This is a genomic window from Nonomuraea sp. NPDC047529, assembly GCF_040642995.1.
GTDB lineage: Bacteria > Actinomycetota > Actinomycetes > Streptosporangiales > Streptosporangiaceae > Nonomuraea.
The window spans coordinates 149,028-168,121 of sequence record NZ_JBEYTJ010000013.1 but is presented as its reverse complement, the minus strand read 5'-3'; the positions used below and the strand labels follow the sequence as shown (position 1 = coordinate 168,121).

General features: G+C 71.8%; 16 protein-coding genes. 9 read left to right on the top strand and 7 right to left on the bottom strand.

Going from position 1 to position 19,094, the window contains the following annotated elements; translation table 11 throughout:
* The first annotated feature begins 10 nt into the window (after positions 1 to 10).
* Positions 11 to 628 carry a Uma2 family endonuclease gene (locus ABZ815_RS22550; RefSeq protein WP_357700855.1) on the top strand — a complete coding sequence of 206 codons (618 nt, stop codon included), beginning with the start codon at positions 11 to 13 and terminating at the stop codon, positions 626 to 628.
* On the opposite strand, the gene ABZ815_RS22545 is transcribed toward ABZ815_RS22550, so the two are convergent.
* Positions 594 to 2,279, bottom strand: coding sequence for a hydantoinase B/oxoprolinase family protein (locus tag ABZ815_RS22545; protein ID WP_357700853.1), 1,686 nt, complete (start codon positions 2,277 to 2,279; stop codon positions 594 to 596). The two genes, ABZ815_RS22550 and ABZ815_RS22545, sit on opposite strands and share 35 nt — an antisense overlap.
* Entirely contained in the window at positions 2,276 to 4,267 is a 1,992-nt protein-coding gene (locus tag ABZ815_RS22540; protein ID WP_357700851.1) for a hydantoinase/oxoprolinase family protein, read from the bottom strand. The genes ABZ815_RS22545 and ABZ815_RS22540 overlap by 4 nt, the downstream gene beginning before the upstream one ends.
* Positions 4,268 to 4,369: 102 nt before the next feature.
* Here ABZ815_RS22540 and ABZ815_RS22535 point away from each other — a divergent pair, with 102 nt between their 5' ends.
* The 6 genes from ABZ815_RS22535 (at position 4,370) to ABZ815_RS22510 (ending at position 12,075) form a co-directional block, all read left to right on the top strand.
* Entirely contained in the window at positions 4,370 to 5,848 is a 1,479-nt protein-coding gene (locus ABZ815_RS22535) for a zinc ribbon domain-containing protein (protein WP_357700849.1), read from the top strand.
* The gene (locus ABZ815_RS22530; protein ID WP_357700987.1) at positions 5,848 to 7,542 is read left to right on the top strand and encodes a protein kinase; all 1,695 of its coding nucleotides are present in this window, start codon (positions 5,848 to 5,850) and stop codon (positions 7,540 to 7,542) included. Before ABZ815_RS22535 ends, ABZ815_RS22530 begins: the two co-directional genes overlap by 1 nt.
* A gap of 70 nt (positions 7,543 to 7,612) precedes the next feature.
* Positions 7,613 to 8,269 carry a response regulator transcription factor gene (locus ABZ815_RS22525; protein WP_357700847.1) on the top strand — a complete coding sequence of 219 codons (657 nt, stop codon included), beginning with the start codon at positions 7,613 to 7,615 and terminating at the stop codon, positions 8,267 to 8,269.
* A 70-nt stretch (positions 8,270 to 8,339) separates the two neighbouring features.
* Complete coding sequence (locus tag ABZ815_RS22520) at positions 8,340 to 10,403, top strand: DUF6421 family protein (RefSeq protein ID WP_357700845.1); 2,064 nt, start codon at positions 8,340 to 8,342, stop codon at positions 10,401 to 10,403.
* A complete protein-coding gene (locus ABZ815_RS22515; RefSeq protein ID WP_357700843.1) occupies positions 10,400 to 11,029 on the top strand; it encodes an SDR family NAD(P)-dependent oxidoreductase in 630 nt (209 codons plus the stop codon). Before ABZ815_RS22520 ends, ABZ815_RS22515 begins: the two co-directional genes overlap by 4 nt.
* Entirely contained in the window at positions 11,026 to 12,075 is a 1,050-nt protein-coding gene (locus ABZ815_RS22510; RefSeq protein ID WP_357700841.1) for a low specificity L-threonine aldolase, read from the top strand. Before ABZ815_RS22515 ends, ABZ815_RS22510 begins: the two co-directional genes overlap by 4 nt.
* 51 nt (positions 12,076 to 12,126) lie before the next feature.
* On the opposite strand, the gene ABZ815_RS22505 is transcribed toward ABZ815_RS22510, so the two are convergent.
* Both ABZ815_RS22505 and ABZ815_RS22500 read right to left on the bottom strand, forming a co-directional pair.
* Positions 12,127 to 13,548, bottom strand: a complete 1,422-nt coding sequence (locus ABZ815_RS22505) for an NAD(P)/FAD-dependent oxidoreductase (protein ID WP_357700839.1) — start codon at positions 13,546 to 13,548, stop codon at positions 12,127 to 12,129.
* Positions 13,549 to 13,604: 56 nt separating this feature from the next.
* Positions 13,605 to 14,246: a DUF305 domain-containing protein gene (locus tag ABZ815_RS22500; protein WP_357700837.1), complete on the bottom strand. Its 642-nt coding sequence runs from the start codon at positions 14,244 to 14,246 to the stop codon at positions 13,605 to 13,607.
* Between the two features lie 121 nt (positions 14,247 to 14,367).
* On the opposite strand from ABZ815_RS22500, the gene ABZ815_RS22495 reads away from it, so the two are divergent.
* A complete protein-coding gene (locus tag ABZ815_RS22495) occupies positions 14,368 to 15,069 on the top strand; it encodes a DUF3105 domain-containing protein (RefSeq protein ID WP_357700835.1) in 702 nt (233 codons plus the stop codon).
* Positions 15,070 to 15,128: 59 nt separating this feature from the next.
* Here the strand turns inward: ABZ815_RS22495 and ABZ815_RS22490 are convergent, their stop codons facing one another.
* Together ABZ815_RS22490 and ald are read right to left on the bottom strand one after the other, a co-directional pair.
* A complete protein-coding gene (locus ABZ815_RS22490) occupies positions 15,129 to 15,410 on the bottom strand; it encodes an EF-hand domain-containing protein (protein WP_357700833.1) in 282 nt (93 codons plus the stop codon).
* A gap of 74 nt (positions 15,411 to 15,484) precedes the next feature.
* Complete coding sequence (gene ald / locus ABZ815_RS22485) at positions 15,485 to 16,600, bottom strand: alanine dehydrogenase (RefSeq protein ID WP_357700831.1); 1,116 nt, start codon at positions 16,598 to 16,600, stop codon at positions 15,485 to 15,487.
* A 166-nt stretch (positions 16,601 to 16,766) separates the two neighbouring features.
* Here ald and ABZ815_RS22480 point away from each other — a divergent pair, with 166 nt between their 5' ends.
* A complete protein-coding gene (locus ABZ815_RS22480; protein ID WP_357700829.1) occupies positions 16,767 to 17,684 on the top strand; it encodes an excalibur calcium-binding domain-containing protein in 918 nt (305 codons plus the stop codon).
* Here ABZ815_RS22480 and ABZ815_RS22475 read toward each other — a convergent pair.
* Positions 17,681 to 19,063, bottom strand: coding sequence for an NCS2 family permease (locus tag ABZ815_RS22475; protein ID WP_357700827.1), 1,383 nt, complete (start codon positions 19,061 to 19,063; stop codon positions 17,681 to 17,683). The genes ABZ815_RS22480 and ABZ815_RS22475 overlap by 4 nt on opposite strands.
* Positions 19,064 to 19,094: the final 31 nt, after the last annotated feature.

The window sequence follows — 19,094 nt, the reverse complement described above, 5'->3', positions numbered from 1 at the left end:
GAAGTAGCATGTGGACAAGGGCGTGACTCCCGATACTGAGTGGGTGACCGCATTGGCGATCGAACCGACTACGAGGCGCACCGTTCTTCCCGGCGCACCGCCGTTCACTGTCGACGACCTGCTCAGGTTCCCCGACGACGGGAACCGCTACGAGCTCTTCAACGGGAGTCTGGTAGTGAGTCCTGCCCCCACCCCCCCGCACCAGGATGCGATCTTCCTGCTTCAGACGATCCTGCACCGCGACCTGCCGCCGCAGCTGAAGGTGTACTCGACCGTCAACGTCCGCGCCTCGCAGAGAGACCTCTTCATCCCGGATCTGGCCGTCGTCCCCAGGGACAAGGCCAGAAACGTCAAGCTCGTCTTCGAGGCCGCCGACGTCCTGCTGGCCGTTGAGGTGGTCAGTCCGAGCACCAAGACTCATGACCGGGGAAACAAGGCGGCCGCCTACGCCGCTGCGGGAATCCCCGCCTATTGGCGTATCGAACTCGACGAAGGGCCTTCGCTCTACGTGTATGAGCTCGACGGCGACTCCTATCGTGAACCCGTCGCCCACAAGGCCGGCTCGATGGTGAGGCTGTCGTCACCCTGCCCGGTCAGCTTCGATCCCGAGGAACTGGTCGACTACTGAAGCCGTAGTCGTTCGCGGCGCCTTCGGGGGTGATGTGGCCTGATTCCAGGTCGGCCTGGATCGCCGCCGGGTCCCTTTCCGACGGGGGGCCGAGGCCGCCGCCGCCCGTGGTCTCCACGACGAACGCCTCGCCCGCCGCGAACCGCACATTGTTGACCTTCGAGGCCAGGCGTTCCAGCCGCCCGTCCAGGTGGCGCTTGTGGAAGCCGCCCACCCTGCCGGGCAGGCCGCCGTCCCGGCCCGGGGGCGGGAGGCGGAGGCGGTCGCCGCGGGTGGTGACGTGGCAGTCGGCCAGGAAGCGGTAGACGGTACGCGAGCCGAGCCCGCCCCGGAAGCGGCCGGGGCCGCCGGAGTCGGCGATCGTCCCGACCGACTCCACGATCAGCGGGCAGCGGCTCTCCACCGGCTCGGCCTGCGGTACCGAGTTGCGGCCGATGCCGAAGTGCACGCCCGTCGCGTCCGGCCCGTCCAGCCCCTGCCGGGCGCCCACCCCGCCGAAGTCGTAGGACAGGTGGATCCAGTACGGCGCCCCCACCGCGGCGATCGAGAACGGCTGGAGGATCCCGCTGGCCGCGATCGCGCGGTCCGGCATCGCGTCCGACATCGCCTGGAACACGGCCTCCATGGCGGCGTAGATGGGGACGTACCGGCCGCCGCAGGGGTACGGGGAGCGGGCGTTGAGCAGGGAGCCCTCCGGCAGCACGACCTCGATCGCGCGCAGGCAGCCGTCGTTCATCGGGATCGTCGGGTCCAGGAAGCAGCGCACCGCGAAGACGGCCGCCGCCAGCGACTGCGAGGCCGAGGCGTTGATCGCGGCGGGCACCTGCGGCCCGGTGCCGGTGAAGTCGAGGACGGCCGCGTCCCCGCCGAGCGTGACGGCGACCCGTACGTGGTGCGCCACCCCCGGCCGCATCCCGTCGTCGTCGATCGGGTACGACGCCTCGAACCGCCCCCGGGGCAGCTCCGCCAGCGCGGCGCGGGTCCGGGTCTCGGTGTGGTCCAGGTAGTCCGTGACGCCCGCGGCCAGGCCCTCCTCTCCGTACTCGGCCAGCAGGGCCTCCACGCGGGAGGCGGCCACCGCCGTCCCGGCGACCAGGGCCCGGACGTCGCCCATGACCTTGTCGGGCGTGCGGCTGTTGGCCCGCAGGACGGCCTCCACGGCGGGTTCGAGTCCGTCCCGGGTGGCCAGGCGGACCGGCGGGAGCTGGAGCCCTTCGAGGAAGATGTCGGTGGCCAGCGGGGCCATGCCGCCGGCCGACAGCCCGCCCAGGTCGGAGACGTGGATCATGGTGGCGGTGAAGTACGCCGGGACCCCGCCGGCGAACACCGGCCGGTAGACCAGCAGGTCGTTGGTGTGCACGCCGCCCCGGTAGGCGTCGTTGAGCGCGTACGCCTCGCCGGGCCGCATGGTGTGCGGCGGGATGTCCTTCAGCAGCTCGGGCAGGGCGACCTTCAGGGCCATGCTGTTCATCAGCGTGGTCGCCATGGACTGCGCGACCAGCCGTCCGCCGGCGTCCAGGATCGCCGCCGAGGCGTCGGACCCCTCCACGATGAACGTCGAGTACGCCGACCGCACCACCACGATGCTGGCCTCCTCGGCCGCCACGACCAGCGCGTTCCTCAGCACCTCGGCGGTCAGGGCGTCGTTCACGCGGCGCCCTCCAGGGTCAGGCGCACGGCGCCCGACACCTCGTACGAGGCCAGCCAGCCGGGCGGGACCACGATCGTGGATCCGGCGTCCTCCACGATCGCCGGGCCGCGCACCCGGCCAAGGGTCCGGCGGGTGTGCACGGGGACGTCGACCCACCCCCCGGCCTCGGGGAAGTACGCCCTCCTGCGGCCCTCCGCGTCCCCGCCAGACCCAGGTGCGGCGGGCGTGGCAGGCGTGGCGGGCGTGGCGGCGTCGGTGACGCGGACGCGGTAGCTGACCAGCTCGATCTCCCCCTGCTGGACAATCCCATACACCTGCGCATATTTCGCGAAGAATCGCGCCGCCAGCTTCTCCCGCGACTCCGACCAGTCCACGGTCAGGTCGTGCGACTGCCCCTTGAACCGCACGTCCACCGACCGCGTCACCCGCACCTCCGCGAGGCCCAGGTCGGCGGCGGCGTCGGCGGCCAGGTCGGCGAAGATCCGCTCCGGGTCGCCGGCGTCCAGGCGCGACAGCACCCGGTCCGTCGACAGCGCCCCCGACAGCAGCCCGGCCGCCGAGGCCACCCCGCAGTGGGCGGGCACCACCACCGTCGCGATCCCGAACCGCCGCGCCACCCCGGCCGCGTGCATCGGTCCCGCGCCCCCGAACGCCACCAGCGCGAACCCCCGCGGGTCGATCCCGCGCTGCACCGTCACCACGTGCACGGCGGCGGCCATCGAGGCGTTCACGATCTCGTGCACGGCGTGCGCCGCCTCCTCCCGCGACACGCCGAGCGGCCCGGCCAGCCGGTCCAGGGCCTTGGCCGCGAGGGACGCCGAGAGCGGGATCGAGGCGGAGGAGAGGTAGCCGAGCACGAGGTCGGCGTCGGTGACCGTCGGCTCGCCGCCGCCGAGCCCGTAGCAGGCGGGCCCGGGGGAGGAGCCGGCCGACCGCGGCCCGACGCGCAGCGCGCCCGCCGGGTCCAGCCACGCGAGGCTGCCGCCGCCCGCGCCGACCTCGGCCAGGTCGATGGCCGGCGTCTTGATCGGCACGCCGGTGCCCGCCCGCCGCCCGCCGAAGCTGCCCTTGCCGCCCACATGGAACTCGTGCGTGATCTCCGGACGCCCTCCGCGCACCGCGCACGCCTTGGCCGTCGTGCCGCCCATGTCGAACGAGATCACGTCCGGCAGCCCGGTCCCGGCCGCCGCCAGCACCCCGGCGGCCGGGCCCGACTCGATGGTGGACACCGCTCGGCGGGCGGCCAGCTCGGCCGAGACCACCCCGCCGCCGGACTCCATGACGTGGACGGGCGCGCTGATCCCGATCGCGGCCAGGCGCTCGCGCAGGCGCGACAGGTAGGAGGTCATCAGCGGGCCGATGTAAGCGGACATGATGGTGGTGGTGGCGCGCTCGTACTCGCGGATCTCGGGCCAGATCTCGCAGGAGGCCACCACGTGCGGCACGTGCTCGCGCAGGATCGACGCGGCCCGCCGTTCGTGGGCGGGCTCGGCGTAGGAGTGCAGCAGGCAGACGGCCGCCGAGGTGATGCCGCGCCGGGTGATCTCCGCCGCGGCCCGCCGTACCGAGGCGGGGTCCAGGGGCCTCAGGACGGCGCCGCGGGCCGAGACGCGTTCGTCCACCTCGAAGCAGTCGCCGGGCGCGACCGGCGGAGGGGGCGGGGTGAAGCGCAGGTCGTACCGGTCCTCCTCGACGCGGGCGTAGCGGCCGAGCGGGACGGCGGCGCGGAAGCCCCGGGTGGTCACGAACGCCACCCGCGCGCCCGTGCGTTCGAGCACGGCGTTGGTCGCCAGCGTGGTGGCGTGCACGACCCGGGTGACCTGGGCGGGGTCCACGGACCCGAGCGCGCGAGTAACGCCGGTGAGTATGCCCGCGATGGGGTCGTCGTGGGTGCTCAGACACTTGGCCACCGCGGTGACGCCGCCGGGGCCGCTCAGGACCACGTCAGTGAAGGTGCCGCCGACATCGACGCCGATCGCGAACCCCATCCCGGTACGTTAAGTCCCCGAGCAAGCGCTTGTCTATGTATTGATCCCTTGACTTACGGCATCTGATTGGGAACCTGGACCTATTCAGTGTTTGGAGCGAAGATGGCGCGCATCACAGCTCTGGCGGGCGGCGTGGCGGCGGTCCTCGTGCTGCTCGCGATCCCTCTGCTCGCGGCCCCCGCCGCCGCCCACAACCATCCGAGCGGGATCACCGACCTGGTGACGCCGGCCGTGGTGCGGGTGGAGGCGGTGTCCCACGTCGAGATCACCCTGCTCGACCACATCGGCGAGCTGAAACACGTGGAGCGCTCCTACGACATACCGTTCGCGTCGGGCACGGGGGCCGTCGTCAACCCCGAGGGCGACGTCGTCACGCTCCGGCGCAACGCCGTCAACCCGGACGACGTCGCGATCTACGCCGCCAACAAGATCTTCGCCGAGCACCACAAGGTCAAGATCCCGCTCGACTACAAGAAGCACACCCTCAAGGACGACCAGCTCAACCACCACCTGCAGGAGTGCTACCCGCCGAAGACCAGCACCGCCACCTGCATCATCGACGTCACCACCGACATCACGGTGTTCCCCAACGTCTCGCCGCCGAGCGCGGGCCTGAAGTACAAGTGCATCAAGGCCGGCAAGACCCCCGACACCCCCGCCGTGCTGGTCCCGCTCACGCCCGCCGCCGGCAGCGTCGGCATGCCGACCGCGCCGCTCGCCGACAAGGTGCCCGACCAGGAGGGCTCGCCGACCAACGTGGCCGGCTTCACGGGCCGTCCCGGGCCCGGCGTCCAGGAGACCGTGCAGATCGCCCACCTGGCCAAGGGCGGCCAGGCCGGCGCGACCGGCCGGCCGTTCGCCGACCCGGAGAAGAAGGTCGACGAGCCGGTCAAGCTGGGCGCCCTGGTCGACCAGGGCCTGGCCGGCGCGCCGGTGATCGGCGACAAGGACGGGCACGTGATCGGCCTGCTCATCGGCGGCGGCAAAGAGGCCACCATGCTGGGTGTCAGGGAGATCACCGCCACCCTCGCCGCGGCCAAGGTCGCGCCGCGCAGGGGCGCGATCGACACCGCCTTCGAGGCCGCGCTGACCCGCTACCACACCAAGTACTACACCGAGGCCGCGCCGGGCTTCCAGCGCGTGCTGGAGCTGTATCCCGGCAACGTGGTGGCCGCCACGCTGCTCAAGACGTCCCTGGCCAAGCGCGGCGGGCCCGAGGACCAGGGCACCAAGCAGGCGGTGGCCCCCGTGTCGCGGTCGACGCCGATATGGCCGTTCCTGGTGGCGGCCGGGGTGCTGTTCATCGCCGCGGGCGGCGGGGTGTACCTGCTGTGGCGGCGGCGGGCGCCGGACAGACCGGCCGAACTGCCCGAGCCCCTGGCGGCGGCCCCGCCGTTCGACGACGCCGGGAGCCAGACCGTCGTCGTACGGCGCTCGCAGCCGTTCCAGATGGTCCCGCAGCAGCAGCAGGTGATGACCGCCCCCGACACGCCGCCGGTCAAGTACTGCACCTCGTGCGGCATGAGGCTCGGCCCGGCCCACCGATTCTGCGGCTACTGCGGCCATCCCATCGAGACGTGATGCAATTGAACGACAGATCGCTCATCGGCCAGGAGGTGGCCGGGTACTACATCGAGGACATCGTCGGCAAGGGCGGCATGGCCGTCGTCTACCTGGCGCTCGACCCCCGGCTCAGCCGCCGCGTGGCGCTGAAGATCCTCAACCCGGTGCTCTCCGTGGACGACCGGTTCCGCCAGCGGTTCATCCTGGAGTCCAGGACGGTCGCCAGCATCGAGCACCCCAACATCATCCCCATCTACGAGGCCAACGCCGACGCCGACGGCGTCCTGTACATCGCCATGCGCTACGTGGACGGCCTCGACCTGCGCAGGCTCATCTACGACCGGGGTCCGCTGCCGATCGCCCAGGCCAACCAGATCTTCGCCCAGACGGCCGCCGCGCTCGACGCCGCGCACGCCCACGACCTGATCCACCGCGACGTGAAGCCGGCCAACATCCTGCTCGCCGGCGACCACGTCTACCTGACCGACTTCGGCATCACCAAGCACCGCTCGTCGATCTCCGGCCTGACCCAGACCGACCAGTTCATCGGCACGCCCCGGTACATGTCGCCCGAGCAGATCAACAAGGAGCACATCGACGGCCGGTGCGACCAGTACGCGCTGGCCTGCGTGGTCTACGAGGCGCTGAGCGCGCGGCTGCCGTTCCAGCGGGAGAACGACATCGCGCTGCTGTGGGCGCACCTGGCCGAGCAGCCGGTGCCGCTGACGCAGCTGCGGCCCGAGCTGCCGCCGCAGGTGGACACCGTGATGTCGCGCGCGCTGGCCAAGGCGCCCGAGGAGCGCTACGCCACCTGCTCCGAGTTCGTGACCGCGCTGCGCGACGCGATCAGCGGCCAGGACGCCGAGCCGGGCGGCCGGCACCCCTCGGGGCCCCACCCGGTCCCGCACGCGGCGCCGGTTCCGGGGCCGGTTCAGGGGCCGGCCACAGGGCCCCGTACCGGGCCTCAGGTGGCCCCTCAGACCGGATCGCGACTCAGTCCGTACGCGGTGCCGCAGACCGGCCCGCACGGCCTGGGACAGCCCTCCGGGCCGCACGCGGCCAACCCGCACAGCGCGGCCCCCACCCATCCCACGGCCCCGGCCAGGCGTCCGGGGCGGCTGCCGATCGTCGCCGTCACACTGGTGGCCGCCGTGGCCGCGCTGGCGCTGGTCGCGATGATCATCTTCAACCACCGCGGCGACACCTGGTCGCGCTACGCCGCCAGCGCCGCCGCGCCGCTCGCCTTCGACTACCCCGGCGACTGGACCGCGCGCACCCACCAGGACCTGTTCGCGGTGGCCTCGCCGCACGCCACCGAGTTCGAGTCGCTGTTCGTGGCCGGTCCGGGGGCCGACTGGTCGGCCGTCTCCCAGATCGTCGCCGACGACCCCGACAGCGCCGTGGGCGTGTACGTCCAGGTCTCCGACACCCTCGACGCGGGCGGCGACTCCGAGCAGATGAAGAGCAAGATGGACAACCTGCTGCCCGGCCAGGTGGACCTGGGCAAGCCGGTCCAGGACCAGGCGGGCGACAGCCCGGCCACCCGCTTCGACGGCGCGCTGCACGACCCGGCCAGCGGCACCCGGCTCGGATTCGTCAGCTACGTCATCGACCGGCAGCCCAAGACCATGCTCGTGATGTACTTCTGTGCCAGGAACACCTGCGACGACGCGGTCCAGACGCGCATCAGGCAGAGCGTGCGCCCTTCGTAGACTTGTAACTGACTTGTGCCCGGCTTGACCTGGGTGTCCAAGCCGGGCATCCGGCGTCTACCCTCCGCGTGTGGGCATACGAATCGTCATCGCCGACGACCAGGCGATGGTCAGGGCCGGGTTGCGCATGGTCGTCGAGAGCGACCCCGGCATGGAGGTCGTCGGCGAGGCCGGCGACGGACGCGAGGCCATCGCGGTGGCCCGCCGCACGAGACCCGACATCGTCCTCATGGACATCTCCATGCCCCGGCTCGACGGGCTCGCCGCGGCCAAGGAACTGCTCGACACCCCCTCGCCGCCCAAGGTCATCACGCTGACCACGTTCGACACCGACGAGAACCTCTACGCCGCGTTGCGCGCCGGAACCAGCGGGTTCCTGCTCAAGGTGTCGCCGCCCGAGCAGCTCCTGGAGGCGATCAGGGTGGTGCACTCCGGTGACGCGCTGCTAGACCCGGCCGTGACCAGCCGGGTCATCGCCACGTTCGCCGGGCGCGCCGACCCCACGCCCTCGCCGATGCTGGCCGAGCTGACGCCGCGCGAGCTGGAGGTGCTGCGGCTGCTGGCCAGGGGCCTGACGAACGCCGAGATCGCCAGAGACCTGTACGTCGGCGAGGCCACCGTCAAGACGCACGTGGCCAGGGTGCTGATGAAACTGTGCCTGCGGGACCGGGCCCAGGCGGTCGTCTTCGCCTACGAATCAGGGGTTGTGCGCCCGGGTGCGGCCTGAGGTTTGACGGACAGGGGGGTACGTATGTGTATATTTTCCGTAAGAAGGCGGTAGTAACAGGAGATATTTCATGCCATCGTTCCCCCGAGTGCTGTTCGACGAGGCCCACAGCGAGTCGTGGACCATCCGCCGCGACGTCGCCGAGACCATCAATCCCGCCCACCCCGACGACAACAGCTACGCGCGCGCGGCCGCCGCGCTGCGCCATCTGGGGCACGACGTGCTCGCCCACACCGAGGGCTCCCTGACGGCCGGGACCCTGGCCGGCCAGGACGTGCTGGTGATCGCCCACCCGTCCGGCGACCGGTGGGAGCGCACCACCGGCCAGGGCAGCCCCGTCTTCGCCGCCGCCGAGCTGGACGCCGTCGAGTCGTTCGTGGCCGAGGGCGGCGGGCTCGTGGTGCTGGCCGAGGAGGAGCAGGACAAGTACGGCAACAACGTCGCCGAGCTGCTCTCCCGCTTCGGGGTGGGCGTCGGTCACACGACCGTGCGCGACCCGGGGAACGCCCATCGCGAGGTCGCGACCTGGGTGCTCGGCGAGCGTGCCACGGGCGACGGCGTGCTGGCCGGCGTCCAGCGGGCCTGCTTCTACCGCTCGGGCGTGCTGACCGCCCCCGAGGAGGCGACGGTCCTGTTCGCCACCTCGGCCACCGCCGACCCGGCGGGCGCGCCGCTGGCCGTCGCCCTGCGGCACGGCAAGGGCCGGGTCGTCGTGTTCGCCGACTCCGACCTGTTCGGCGACGACTCGATCGAGGACTACGACCACCGCAGGCTCTGGGGCAACGTGATCACCTGGGCCGCCCGCGTCCCCGGCGGCGACGAGGCCGCCGGAGCCCGGGACGAGGCCAAGGCCGCCCTGTTCGCCCGGCTCAAGGAGGCCGTGGAGGAGCTGAGGCCGCTGCAGGTCAAGGACGGCTCGGTGCCGGAGGAGAAGGAGCGGGCCAAGGCGCTGGTCGCCGAGATCGGCCGCCGCGTGGGCGAAATTTCGCCTTACTTCCCCCATGACGCCGCCTACCTCCAGGCCGTCCAGGACGACCTGGCCGCCTGGGCCGACCAGGACCTCGGCGTGCCCGACTTCCTCGGCGCCCTCGACCTGTTCCACCCCGACACCCAGCGCGTGGACGGCCTGGAGCACGTCGTGGTGTTCCCCATGTACACCCAGAACGGCAACCTCCACCGCAACCTCGAAGCCGTCTGGATCCGGACGATCTGGCCCGACTGGCTGGCCCGGCTGGAGGCCGGCGGCTACGACAACCCGATGTTCGTGCCGATCGCGTTCGAGGACTTCACCTCCGGCTACGACACCCACTCGGCCGTGCTGTTCCCCGAGACGGTCGCGGTGCGCCAGGCGCCCGCCCGCTTCACCTGGGGCGGCATCTTCGCCGACCGCGAGGCCGCCAGGTTCCGGCGGGTCTCGGCGGCGGCCGCCGCCACCCTCAGGCTCGACCTGCCGCCGGACGCCGCCCGCCTCCTGGACTCCCAGCAGCTCGCCCAGGACACGTTCGTGCTGTGGGACCTGATCCACGACCGCACGCACAGCCACGGCGACCTGCCGTTCGACCCGTTCATGATCAAGCAGCGGATGCCGTACTGGCTGTACTCGCTGGAGGAGCTGCGCTGCGACCTGACCGCGTTCGGCGAGGCCGTGGAGCTGGAGGCCAAGGGCGTGCCGCACGCCCGGTACGTCCAGCTCGCGATCCTGTTCGACCGGCTGTTCAGGTTCCCGGTCACCGGTGACCGGGTGCGCAACTACGACGGGCTCGGCGGCCAGCTGCTCTTCGCCTACCTGCACCGCAACGACATCGTCCGCTGGACCGACAACCGGCTCACGATCGACTGGGAGCGTGTCGCCGACGGCGTGGCCGACCTGCGGGGCGAGGTCGAGAAGTTGTACCGCGACAGCATCGACCGCTCCAAGCTGGCGCACTGGCTGGCCGCGCACGAGCTGGTCGGCGCGTACGTGCCGCCGGCCCCCGGCTCGGTGTGGGCCAAGGGCGTGCAGGCGCTGCCCGAGGAGCAGAAGGCCAAGGTGGACGCGGTGCTGCCGGACGAGTTCCCGCTCAGCATGTTCTACGAGGCCCTGCGCCGTAAGCTGACAGACGTGGTCGATTCGACTAAGGGGATCCGCGCATGATCATCCTGGTGACGGGGGCCGGCGGCCCCACGGGTGAGGCCGTTTCCGAGCACTTCCGCAAGCAGGGGCACACCGTGATCGGGGTCGACAAGGACGACGTCGACCTGCTCGACCGCGCGGCCGTCCAGGACCTGGCGGCGCGGATCGACGCCGAGCACGGCCGGGTCGACGGCGTCGTCCACCTGGTCGGCGGCTGGCGCGGCTCGCGCACGTTCGCCGACACCAGCCTGGAGGACTGGGACGTCCTGCACGACCTGCTGATCCGCACGCTCCAGCACGTGTCGCTGGCCTTCGAGCCGCTGCTGCGCAAGAGCGACAACGGCCGGTTCGTCATCGTCTCGGCCAAGGCCGCCCAGCGCCCCACGGCGGGCGGCGCGGCCTACTCAGCGGCCAAGGCGGCCTCGGAGGCGTGGACGCTCTCCCTGGCCGACGCGCTGTCCGGCACGAACGCGGCAGCGGTCATACTGGTGGTGAAGGCCCTGGTCAACGACGCCATGAGGGCCGCGAAGCCGGAGGCGAAGTTCCCCGGCTTCACCGACGTCGGCGACCTGGCGGAGGCGATCGCCGGCCTCTACGACCGCCCCGCCGCAGACATCAACGGCACCCGATTGGACCTCACTTCTTGATCCCCCGGCACGACCCCCAGCTCAAGGCGTTCGCCAGCGACAACTACGCCGGCGTGCACCCGGAGATCCTCCAGGCCATCGTCCAGGCCAACGGCGGTCACCAGATCGCCTACGGCGACGACGTCTACACCGAGGCGCTGCAGCAGGTGTTCCAGCGGCACTTCGGCGACCGGGCGCGGGCCTGGCCGGTCTTCAACGGCACGGCGGCGAACGTCGTCTCGCTGCGCGCGATGACCGCCCACTGGGAGGCGGTCGTCTGCGCCGAGAGCGCGCACATCCACACCGACGAGGGCGGCGCCCCCGAGGTGGCGGGCGGCATCAAGCTGCTCACCGTGCCCACGCCCGACGGCAAGCTCACCCCCGAGCTGATCGACCGCCAGGCGTGGGGCTTCGGCGACGTGCACCGGGCCCAGCCCAAGGTGGTGTCGATCTCCAACACCACCGAGTGGGGCACGGTCTACACGCCCGAGGAGATCGCCGCGATCTGCGCGCACGCGCACGAGCTCGGCCTGCTCGTCCACCTCGACGGCTCGCGGCTGACCAACGCCGCCGCCGCGCTCGACGTGCCGATGCGGGCCCTGACCACCGACGCGGGCGTGGACGTCCTGTCCTTCGGCGGCACCAAGATCGGCCTGCTGTACGGCGAGGCCGTCGTGGTGCTCAACCCGGAGGCGGCCACCGGCGTCGACTACATCCGCAAGACGTTCATGCAGCTGTCGTCCAAGATGCGGTTCGTCTCGGCCCAGTTCGAGGCGCTGCTCTCGGGCGACCTGTGGCTGCGCAACGCCCGGCAGGCCAACGCCATGGGACGGCGGCTGGCCGAGGCCGTGGCGCGCATCCCGGGCGTCACGGTGCCCCGGCCCGTCGAGGCCAACGCGGTCTTCGCGATCCTGCCCAAGGACGTGACCGAGCGGCTGCAGAAGCGCTTCCGCTTCTACACCTGGAACGAGGCGACCGGCGAGGTGCGCTGGATGTGCTCCTTCGACACCACCGAGGCGGACGTCGACGCGTTCGCGGCGGCGGTCGCCGAGGAGATGCGGGCCTGACCGGCGGCCTTCTGACCGGCGGTCAGGAGGCCGTCCGCTCCACCGGAGCCGTCAGGAGGCGTGCCGCTCCGCCTGGGTGGCCAGGCGGGCGGCCTGCCAGCCGCCCATCCCGTGCACGCCGGGGCCCGGCGGCGTGGCGGAGGAGCAGAGGAACACCCCCGGCAGCGGGGTGCGCCACGGCGCGGGCGACCAGACCGGCCGCCGCACGAACTGGACCAGGTCGTTGAGCCCGCCGCCGATGTCGCCGCCGACCAGGTTGGGGTTGGCCGCCTCCAGGCCGGCCGGGCCTGTCGCGTGCCTGGCCAGCACCCGGTCGCGGAAACCGGGCGCGTAGCGTTCGATCTGGGCCTCGACGGCGTCCGTCATGTCCGCCGGCGAGCCGTTGGGGACGTGGCAGTAGGCCCACAGCGTGTGCCCGCCCCTGGTCGGATCGGCCGCGTACGGCTGCACGACCAGCACGTACGGGCGGGGCGAGAGCCGTCCGGCGGCGACCTCGGCCTCGGCGAGCGTGATCTCCTCCAGCGTGCCGCCGAGGTGCACGGTCCCGGCCCGCGCGACCTCCGGGTCACGCCACGGCACCGGCCCGTCGAGCGCCCAGTCCAGCTTGAAGACGCCGGGCCCGTACCGGTAGCGGCGCAGGCTCCGGCGATACCCGGCTGGCAGGTCGGCCATCGCGAGGAACTGCCGGGGTGTCACGTCGAGCACCACCGTCCGGGCGTCGAGCTCGTCGAGCCGCTCGACCCGGTGGCCGGTGACCGCCTCGCCGCCCAGCGACCTCAGCTCGGCCACCAGGGCGTCGGCCAGCACCTGCGAGCCGCCGCGCACGACCGGCCAGCCGACCAGGTGCGCCAGCGCCCCGAGCACCAGCCCGTAGCCGGCGCTGGTGGGGGAGCGCAGGTCGAGCATGGCGTGCGCGGACAGCCCGGCCAGCAGCGCCCGCCCCTCGACGGTCCGCAGCGCCCCCCGGCCGAACGTCGTGGCCGGCAGCACGGCCGCCGCCCCGAACCCGGCCGCCCGCGCGAACGTGCCAGGACCGGCCCGCCACGGCCCGAGCGGGCTGAGCAGCAGGTCGATGAGCGGGAACCCGCCCCGCGCCGCCGCGCCCGCGGTCGCCCGCCACACCCGGCCGTCCCGGCCCAGCCCCTCGGCCGTACGGGCGGCGTCCCGGTGCAGGAGCACGGCCGGACGGTCGTCGAGCGGATGGGCGGCGGCCACCGGAGGGTGGGCGAACTCGACCCCCTTGAGATCGAGCGCCCGGAACGCGGGCGAGGCCAGCGCCATCGCCATCACGGTGGCGCCCAGGTCGTGGACCCTGCCGGGCAGCGTCAGCTCGCCGGAACGCAGCCCGCCGCCGAACCGGTCGCCCGCCTCCAGCAGCAGCACCTCACGCCCGGCGCGGGCCAGCATGACGGCGGCCATCAGCCCGTTGGGCCCCGAGCCCACGACGACGGTCTCGGCTCCTGCGGTGATCATGGCGCCCGCCCTTCCCGCTCCGGGTCTCCAGCCTCTCACGCGCCCCCGCGCGGGGCTCAGGAGGCCAGGATCGACGGGTACGGCTGCGCGCCACGCTGCCTGAGCAGGTCGGTCATCAGCTTGATCTCACCGCTCTGCCCCTGGACGATCTTCTGGGCCATGCTGACCACCTCGTCCCGCTTGGACAGCTTCAGCAGCCCCTCGGCCATCTCCACGCCGCCCTCGTGGTGGCGGATCATGAGCTGGAGGAACAGCACCTCGGCCTGGACGCCCTGCAGCTCCTTGAGCTTGGCCAGCTCCTGCGGCGAGGCCATGCCCGGCATCGCACCCGGCATCGCGCCCGGCGCGGCGGGCGTGGCCCCGTGGCCGTGGCCCGCCATCCAGGCCATCGGCCGCTGGTCGGTCGCCTGACCGAGATCCCACTGCTGCAACCAGCCCTGGAACATGCCGCGCTGGTTGGACTGCGTGGTGATGATGTCGAAGGCGAGGTTCCTGATCTCCTTGGCCGGGCCCTTGTCCCGGATGACGAACGCCATCTCCACGGCCTGCGCGTGATGCGTGGCCATGTCGCGGGCGAACCCGGCTTCGGGCGAGGAGTCTCCAGGAGTGCCGTCCCTGCCGAACAGCAGGGCCGCCGCGGCGGCGAGCACCAGCACGGCGCAGAGGATCAGAACGGGTTTTCTTGCGGGCTTTTCCATGGCCGCTCCAGACTACCCATGCCCCGCGCGAAGCTGTGATCCGACGCTTATGCGCCCCTTATTCTCCGCATACGCCGGTAGGGCATAGGGTGACCGCAGTCAGTACGCCGATGGAGGGACGATGACGAAGGAGAAGGCGCAGGCGAGGCGCGAGCATCTGCAGAAGATGCGGGCCGAGCAGCAGCGCAAACAACGCCGCGCCGCACTGCTCATGTGGGGGACGGGCGGTCTCATCGTCGTGGTCCTCGTCGGCGTGGTCGGGATCTACCTGGTCAACCAGGCCCGCGCGACCTCGCTCGACGCGGTGTCCAGCTACAAGTACGAGGCCGGCCAGCACGTCGCCAAGACGGTCACGTACAAGGAGACCCCGCCCGTCGGTGGCGAGCACAACAACTACTGGCAGCAGTGCGCGGTCTACGACAAGCCGATCCACAACGAGCACGCGGTGCACTCGCTGGAGCACGGCGCGGTCTGGATCACCTACCGCCCCGACCTGCCCAAGGCGCAGATCGACGCGCTGAAGGAAGTGGCGACCTCCACGGGCCAGCAGGACTACATGCTGGTGAGCCCCTACCCGGGCCTGCCCGCGCCGCTGGTCGCCTCGACGTGGGGCCACCAGCTCAAGCTGCAGGACCCCGCCGACCCCAAGCTCAAGGCCTTCATCAAGAAGTACCAGAACGGGGCCGACACCCCTGAGCCGGGCGCCATCTGCGGCGGCCAGGACGCCATCACCACCACGTCCGACCAGGCCCCGCTGCCGCCCGAGCCGACCGGCAACACCCCGATGGAGACGCTCGCTCCCTCGCCCACCCAGTCGAAGTAGCACGCGTTCGAAGCACGTCGAAGGGCCCGGCTCCGGCCGGGCCCTTCGACGTGTTCCCGCTAGAGTTCGCCGACGAGCAGGCCGCGGCGCAGGCGCGCGTACTCCTCGAAGGTGATGCGGCCGTCGCGGTCGGCGTCGAGGGCGTGGACGTGGGTGTCCCAGGCGTCGACGAACGCCTCGACGACCTTCTTCGCCTCGGGGGTGTCCGGCCGCGCGCCGGCCCGGTGGATGCGGTGCCGGGCCAGCGCGACGTAGTCGTCCCTGGTCAGGAAGCCGTCGCCGTCGGTGTCGAGGTCGTCGAAGTTGCGTTCAGCGCTGTCGCGCAGGAGCACCGGGTCCATCAAGCCTCCACGGTCACGGGTCGTCATCGTCTTGTGACTCACCGTAACCCGTCGGTTCTCCGGAGGCCAGGCGCTCAGGCCAGCACCTCCTCCAGCGGCGACCACTCCAGGCCGTGCGCCTCGGCCACCGGCCGGCTGGTCAGGCGTCCCTCGTGGGTGCTCACGCCCGCCGCCAGGGCGGAGTCCGTACGGACCGCCTCGCGCCAGCCCTTGCCCGCGACGGCCAGCGCGTACGGCAGCGTCACGTTGGTCAGCGCGAACGTCGAGGTGTGCGGCACCGCCCCCGGCATGTTGGCCACGCAGTAGAAGACCGACTCGTGCACCCGGTACGTCGGCTCGGCGTGCGTGGTCGGCCGTGAGCCCTCGAAGCAGCCGCCCTGGTCGATCGAGATGTCCACCAGCACCGAGCCCGGCTTCATCCGGCTCACCAGGTCGTCGGTGACCAGCATGGGCGCCTTGGCCCCCGGCACCAGGACCGCGCCGATGACCAGGTCCGCCTCCAGCACGGCCTTCTCGACCTCCAGGGTGTTCGACGCGACCGTCTGGCAGTGGCCCTGGTAGATCATGTCCGCCTGGCGGAGCTTGTCGATGTTGCGGTCGAGGAGCAGCACCTCGGCCTGCATGCCGAGCGCGATGGCGGCGGCGTTCATGCCGGACACCCCGGCGCCGATCACCACCACGTTCGCCGCCCGCACGCCGGACACGCCGCCCATGAGCACGCCCCTGCCGCCCTGCGAGCGCATCAGGTGGTACGCGCCGACCTGCGGCGCCAGCCGTCCCGCCACCTCCGACATGGGGGCGAGCAGGGGCAGCGAGCCGTCCTTGTTCTGCACGGTCTCGTACGCGATGGCCGTGACGCCCGAGTCGAGCAGGGCCCTGGTCAGCGGGCCCGAGGCGGCCAGGTGGAGATAGGTGAACAGGATCTGGCCCTTGCGCATCCGGTGGTACTCCTCGGCCACCGGTTCCTTCACCTTCATGATCAGGTCGCACGTGGCCCACACCTCGTCGGCGTGCGGCGCGATGACGGCGCCCGCCGCGGCGTAGTCGTCGTCCGGGATGGCCGAGCCGAGGCCCGCCTCCCGCTCGACGTGGACCTGGTGCCCGTGGCGTACCAGTTCGTGGACGCCCGCCGGGGTGAGTGCGACGCGGTATTCGCTGTTCTTGACCTCGCGGGGAACTCCGACCTTCATGGGGTCATCCCTCGTTCGCGTGGAAAGTTGCCGACAACCTGCATTCTCATTTCCATTTTTCCTCCGATCTCACGGAAAGGTGAGGATTTTTCGGCTGATTACCCCGCTGCTGCCCGTCCTCGATAAGCTCACCGGCAGCCCGAACGTCAGGATGGGGTCGTCAACGATGGACAAAGCGGTAGAGGCGCCTCCCGCGGAGCCGGAAGAGCCGGCCGAGCCGAGGGCCAGCCGTCTCACCACCATCGTCCTGACCGTCTCCCTCGTGCTCGTCGTCGCCGTCGCGGGCGTGCTCGGCACGGTCGCCGTCCTGATGACCAGGAGCCCCAACAGCCCGCTCCTCGGCGGCGCGCCGCCGCAGCGCCTGGCCACGCCCCTGCACTTCGCGCCGGTCAAGGAGACCAAGACCGCGCCCTGCCCCGGCGAGCCGGCCGTGCTCGACGAGCAGCAGACCACCTGTTACCTCCTGGAGGACGGCGTCACGGTCGGCGCCGTGCAGCGGATCGAGGCCGTCCGGGGAAGTGACGGCTCGTACTCGGTGCGCATCGCCGTCGCGCCCGTCTTCAAGGACCGGCTGGTGCGGCTCATCGACGAGCTCCAGCCCACGCAGCGGCAGCTCGCGATCGTGCTGGCGCCCGAGGGCGAGCAGACGCCCAAGACGGTCCTGGCCGCGCCGGTCGTCACGCAGAGCATGGACGGCGACAGCCTGAGCATCGTGGGCCTCACCAAGGAGGACGCCGACGCGCTGGTCACCCGCATGCTCGGCACGCCCGCGTCCCAGCCCGGGCAGCCCCAGCCGTCCCAGCCGGCCACGGACCAGCAGCCCCAGCAACCCGCGGACACGGGCCAGGGCACCGTGACCACCGGTCCGACCACTGGCTCCACCACCGGCCCGACCACCGGCCCGACCACCGGCTCGACCGCCCCCGCGGGCGTCGGGCGCGTCCCCGACAAGCGCTACGCGAGCTGCAAGGAGGCCCAGGCCGCCGGCGACGGCCCCTACACGCGCGGAACGCATGAGGAGTACTCCTGGTATCCCGACCTCGACGGCAACGGCGTGGCCTGCAACAGCGGTGACATCCGCTAACCGAACAGAGCCCGGAGGCCGTCGATCCCGAAGTAGGCCAGGAAGACCAGCGAGACGGCCCACAACAGCCACGGGATCTCCGCGAAGCGTCCCCGGGCCGCCTTGATCAGCGTGTAGGAGATCACCCCGGCCCCCACCCCGTTCGTGATCGAGTACGTGAACGGCATCAGCGCGATCGTCAGGAACGCCGGTATGGCCAGCTCGATGTCCGTCCACGGCACGTTCTTGGACTGCGTCATCATCAGCGCCCCGACCAGCACCAGCGCGGGGGCCGCCGCGGCCGCCGGGACCACCGCGGCGATCGGCGTGAACAGCAGCGTCAGCCCGAGCAGCGCCCCGGTCACGACGCTGGCCAGCCCGGTGCGCGCCCCCTCTCCCACACCGGCCGCCGACTCGACGAAGACGGTGTTGGCCGAAGCGCTGACCGAACCGCCGATCATGCCCGCGACGCCGTCCACGGTGAGGATGCGGCCCAGCCGCGGCACCCGTCCCACCTGGTCCACCAGCCCGGCCTCGTCGCTGACGCCGATGATCGTGCCCATCGCGTCGAAGAAGCCCGACAGCACCAGCGTGAACAGCACGACGGTCGCGGTCAGCGCGCCCGCCCTGACGAACCCGCCGAACAGGTCGAACTGCCACACCAGCCCGAAGCTCGGCGCCGAGACCAGGGACTCGGGCATGTGCGGGACCACCACGCCCCACTCCTCGGGCGGGATGGGGACCACCGAGTTGACCAGGACGGCCAGGACCGCGGTGACCGCGATGCTGATGAGGATGGCGGCCGGGGTCCTGCGCACGTACAGGACGATCATCAGCAGCAGGCCGGCGCAGAAGAGCGCGACCGGCCAGCCCGTGAGGTGGCCGGTCGCGCCGAGCTGCACGGGCGTGCCGCTTCCCCGGGCCACGAAACCCGCGTCCACCAGGCCGATCAGGGCGATGAACAGGCCGATCCCGACGCTGATCGCGTGCTTGAGCGCCAGCGGGATCGCGTTCATGATCAGGGTGCGCAGCCCGGTCACGGCCAGCACGATGATGACCGCGCCCTCCAGCACGACCAGGCCCATCGCCTGCGGCCAGGTCATGTGCGGCGCGGCCTGGTAGGCGACCACCGCGTTCAGCCCGAGCCCGGCGGCCAGGGCGAAGGGCGCGTTGCCGACGAACGCCATGAGCAGCGTGGAGATCGCGGCCGCCAGCGCGGTCGAGGTGGTCAGCTCGGCGATGGACAGCCGGGCGCCGGTGACGTCCTTGGCGCCGGCCAGGATGATCGGGTTGAGCAGGATGATGTAGGCCATCGCCATGAAGGTGGTCAGGCCGCCGCGGACCTCGCGTCCGACGGTCGTCCCCCGCCCGGTCAGCTCGAAGAGTCTGTCGAGCACCACGCAGTCCCCCTCATCATGATCGAGGGGAGTG

Coding starts and splice junctions, on each gene's coding strand:
- ald (WP_357700831.1), bottom strand. CDS start 16,600: ATGAAGGTCGGAGTTCCCCGCGAGGTCAAGAACAGCGAATACCGCGTC.
- ABZ815_RS22495 (WP_357700835.1), top strand. CDS start 14,368: ATGACGAAGGAGAAGGCGCAGGCGAGGCGCGAGCATCTGCAGAAGATG.
- ABZ815_RS22500 (WP_357700837.1), bottom strand. CDS start 14,246: ATGGAAAAGCCCGCAAGAAAACCCGTTCTGATCCTCTGCGCCGTGCTG.
- ABZ815_RS22520 (WP_357700845.1), top strand. CDS start 8,340: ATGCCATCGTTCCCCCGAGTGCTGTTCGACGAGGCCCACAGCGAGTCG.
- ABZ815_RS22530 (WP_357700987.1), top strand. CDS start 5,848: ATGCAATTGAACGACAGATCGCTCATCGGCCAGGAGGTGGCCGGGTAC.
- ABZ815_RS22540 (WP_357700851.1), bottom strand. CDS start 4,267: ATGGGGTTCGCGATCGGCGTCGATGTCGGCGGCACCTTCACTGACGTG.
- ABZ815_RS22535 (WP_357700849.1), top strand. CDS start 4,370: ATGGCGCGCATCACAGCTCTGGCGGGCGGCGTGGCGGCGGTCCTCGTG.
- ABZ815_RS22515 (WP_357700843.1), top strand. CDS start 10,400: ATGATCATCCTGGTGACGGGGGCCGGCGGCCCCACGGGTGAGGCCGTT.
- ABZ815_RS22480 (WP_357700829.1), top strand. CDS start 16,767: ATGGACAAAGCGGTAGAGGCGCCTCCCGCGGAGCCGGAAGAGCCGGCC.
- ABZ815_RS22505 (WP_357700839.1), bottom strand. CDS start 13,548: ATGATCACCGCAGGAGCCGAGACCGTCGTCGTGGGCTCGGGGCCCAAC.
- ABZ815_RS22490 (WP_357700833.1), bottom strand. CDS start 15,410: ATGGACCCGGTGCTCCTGCGCGACAGCGCTGAACGCAACTTCGACGAC.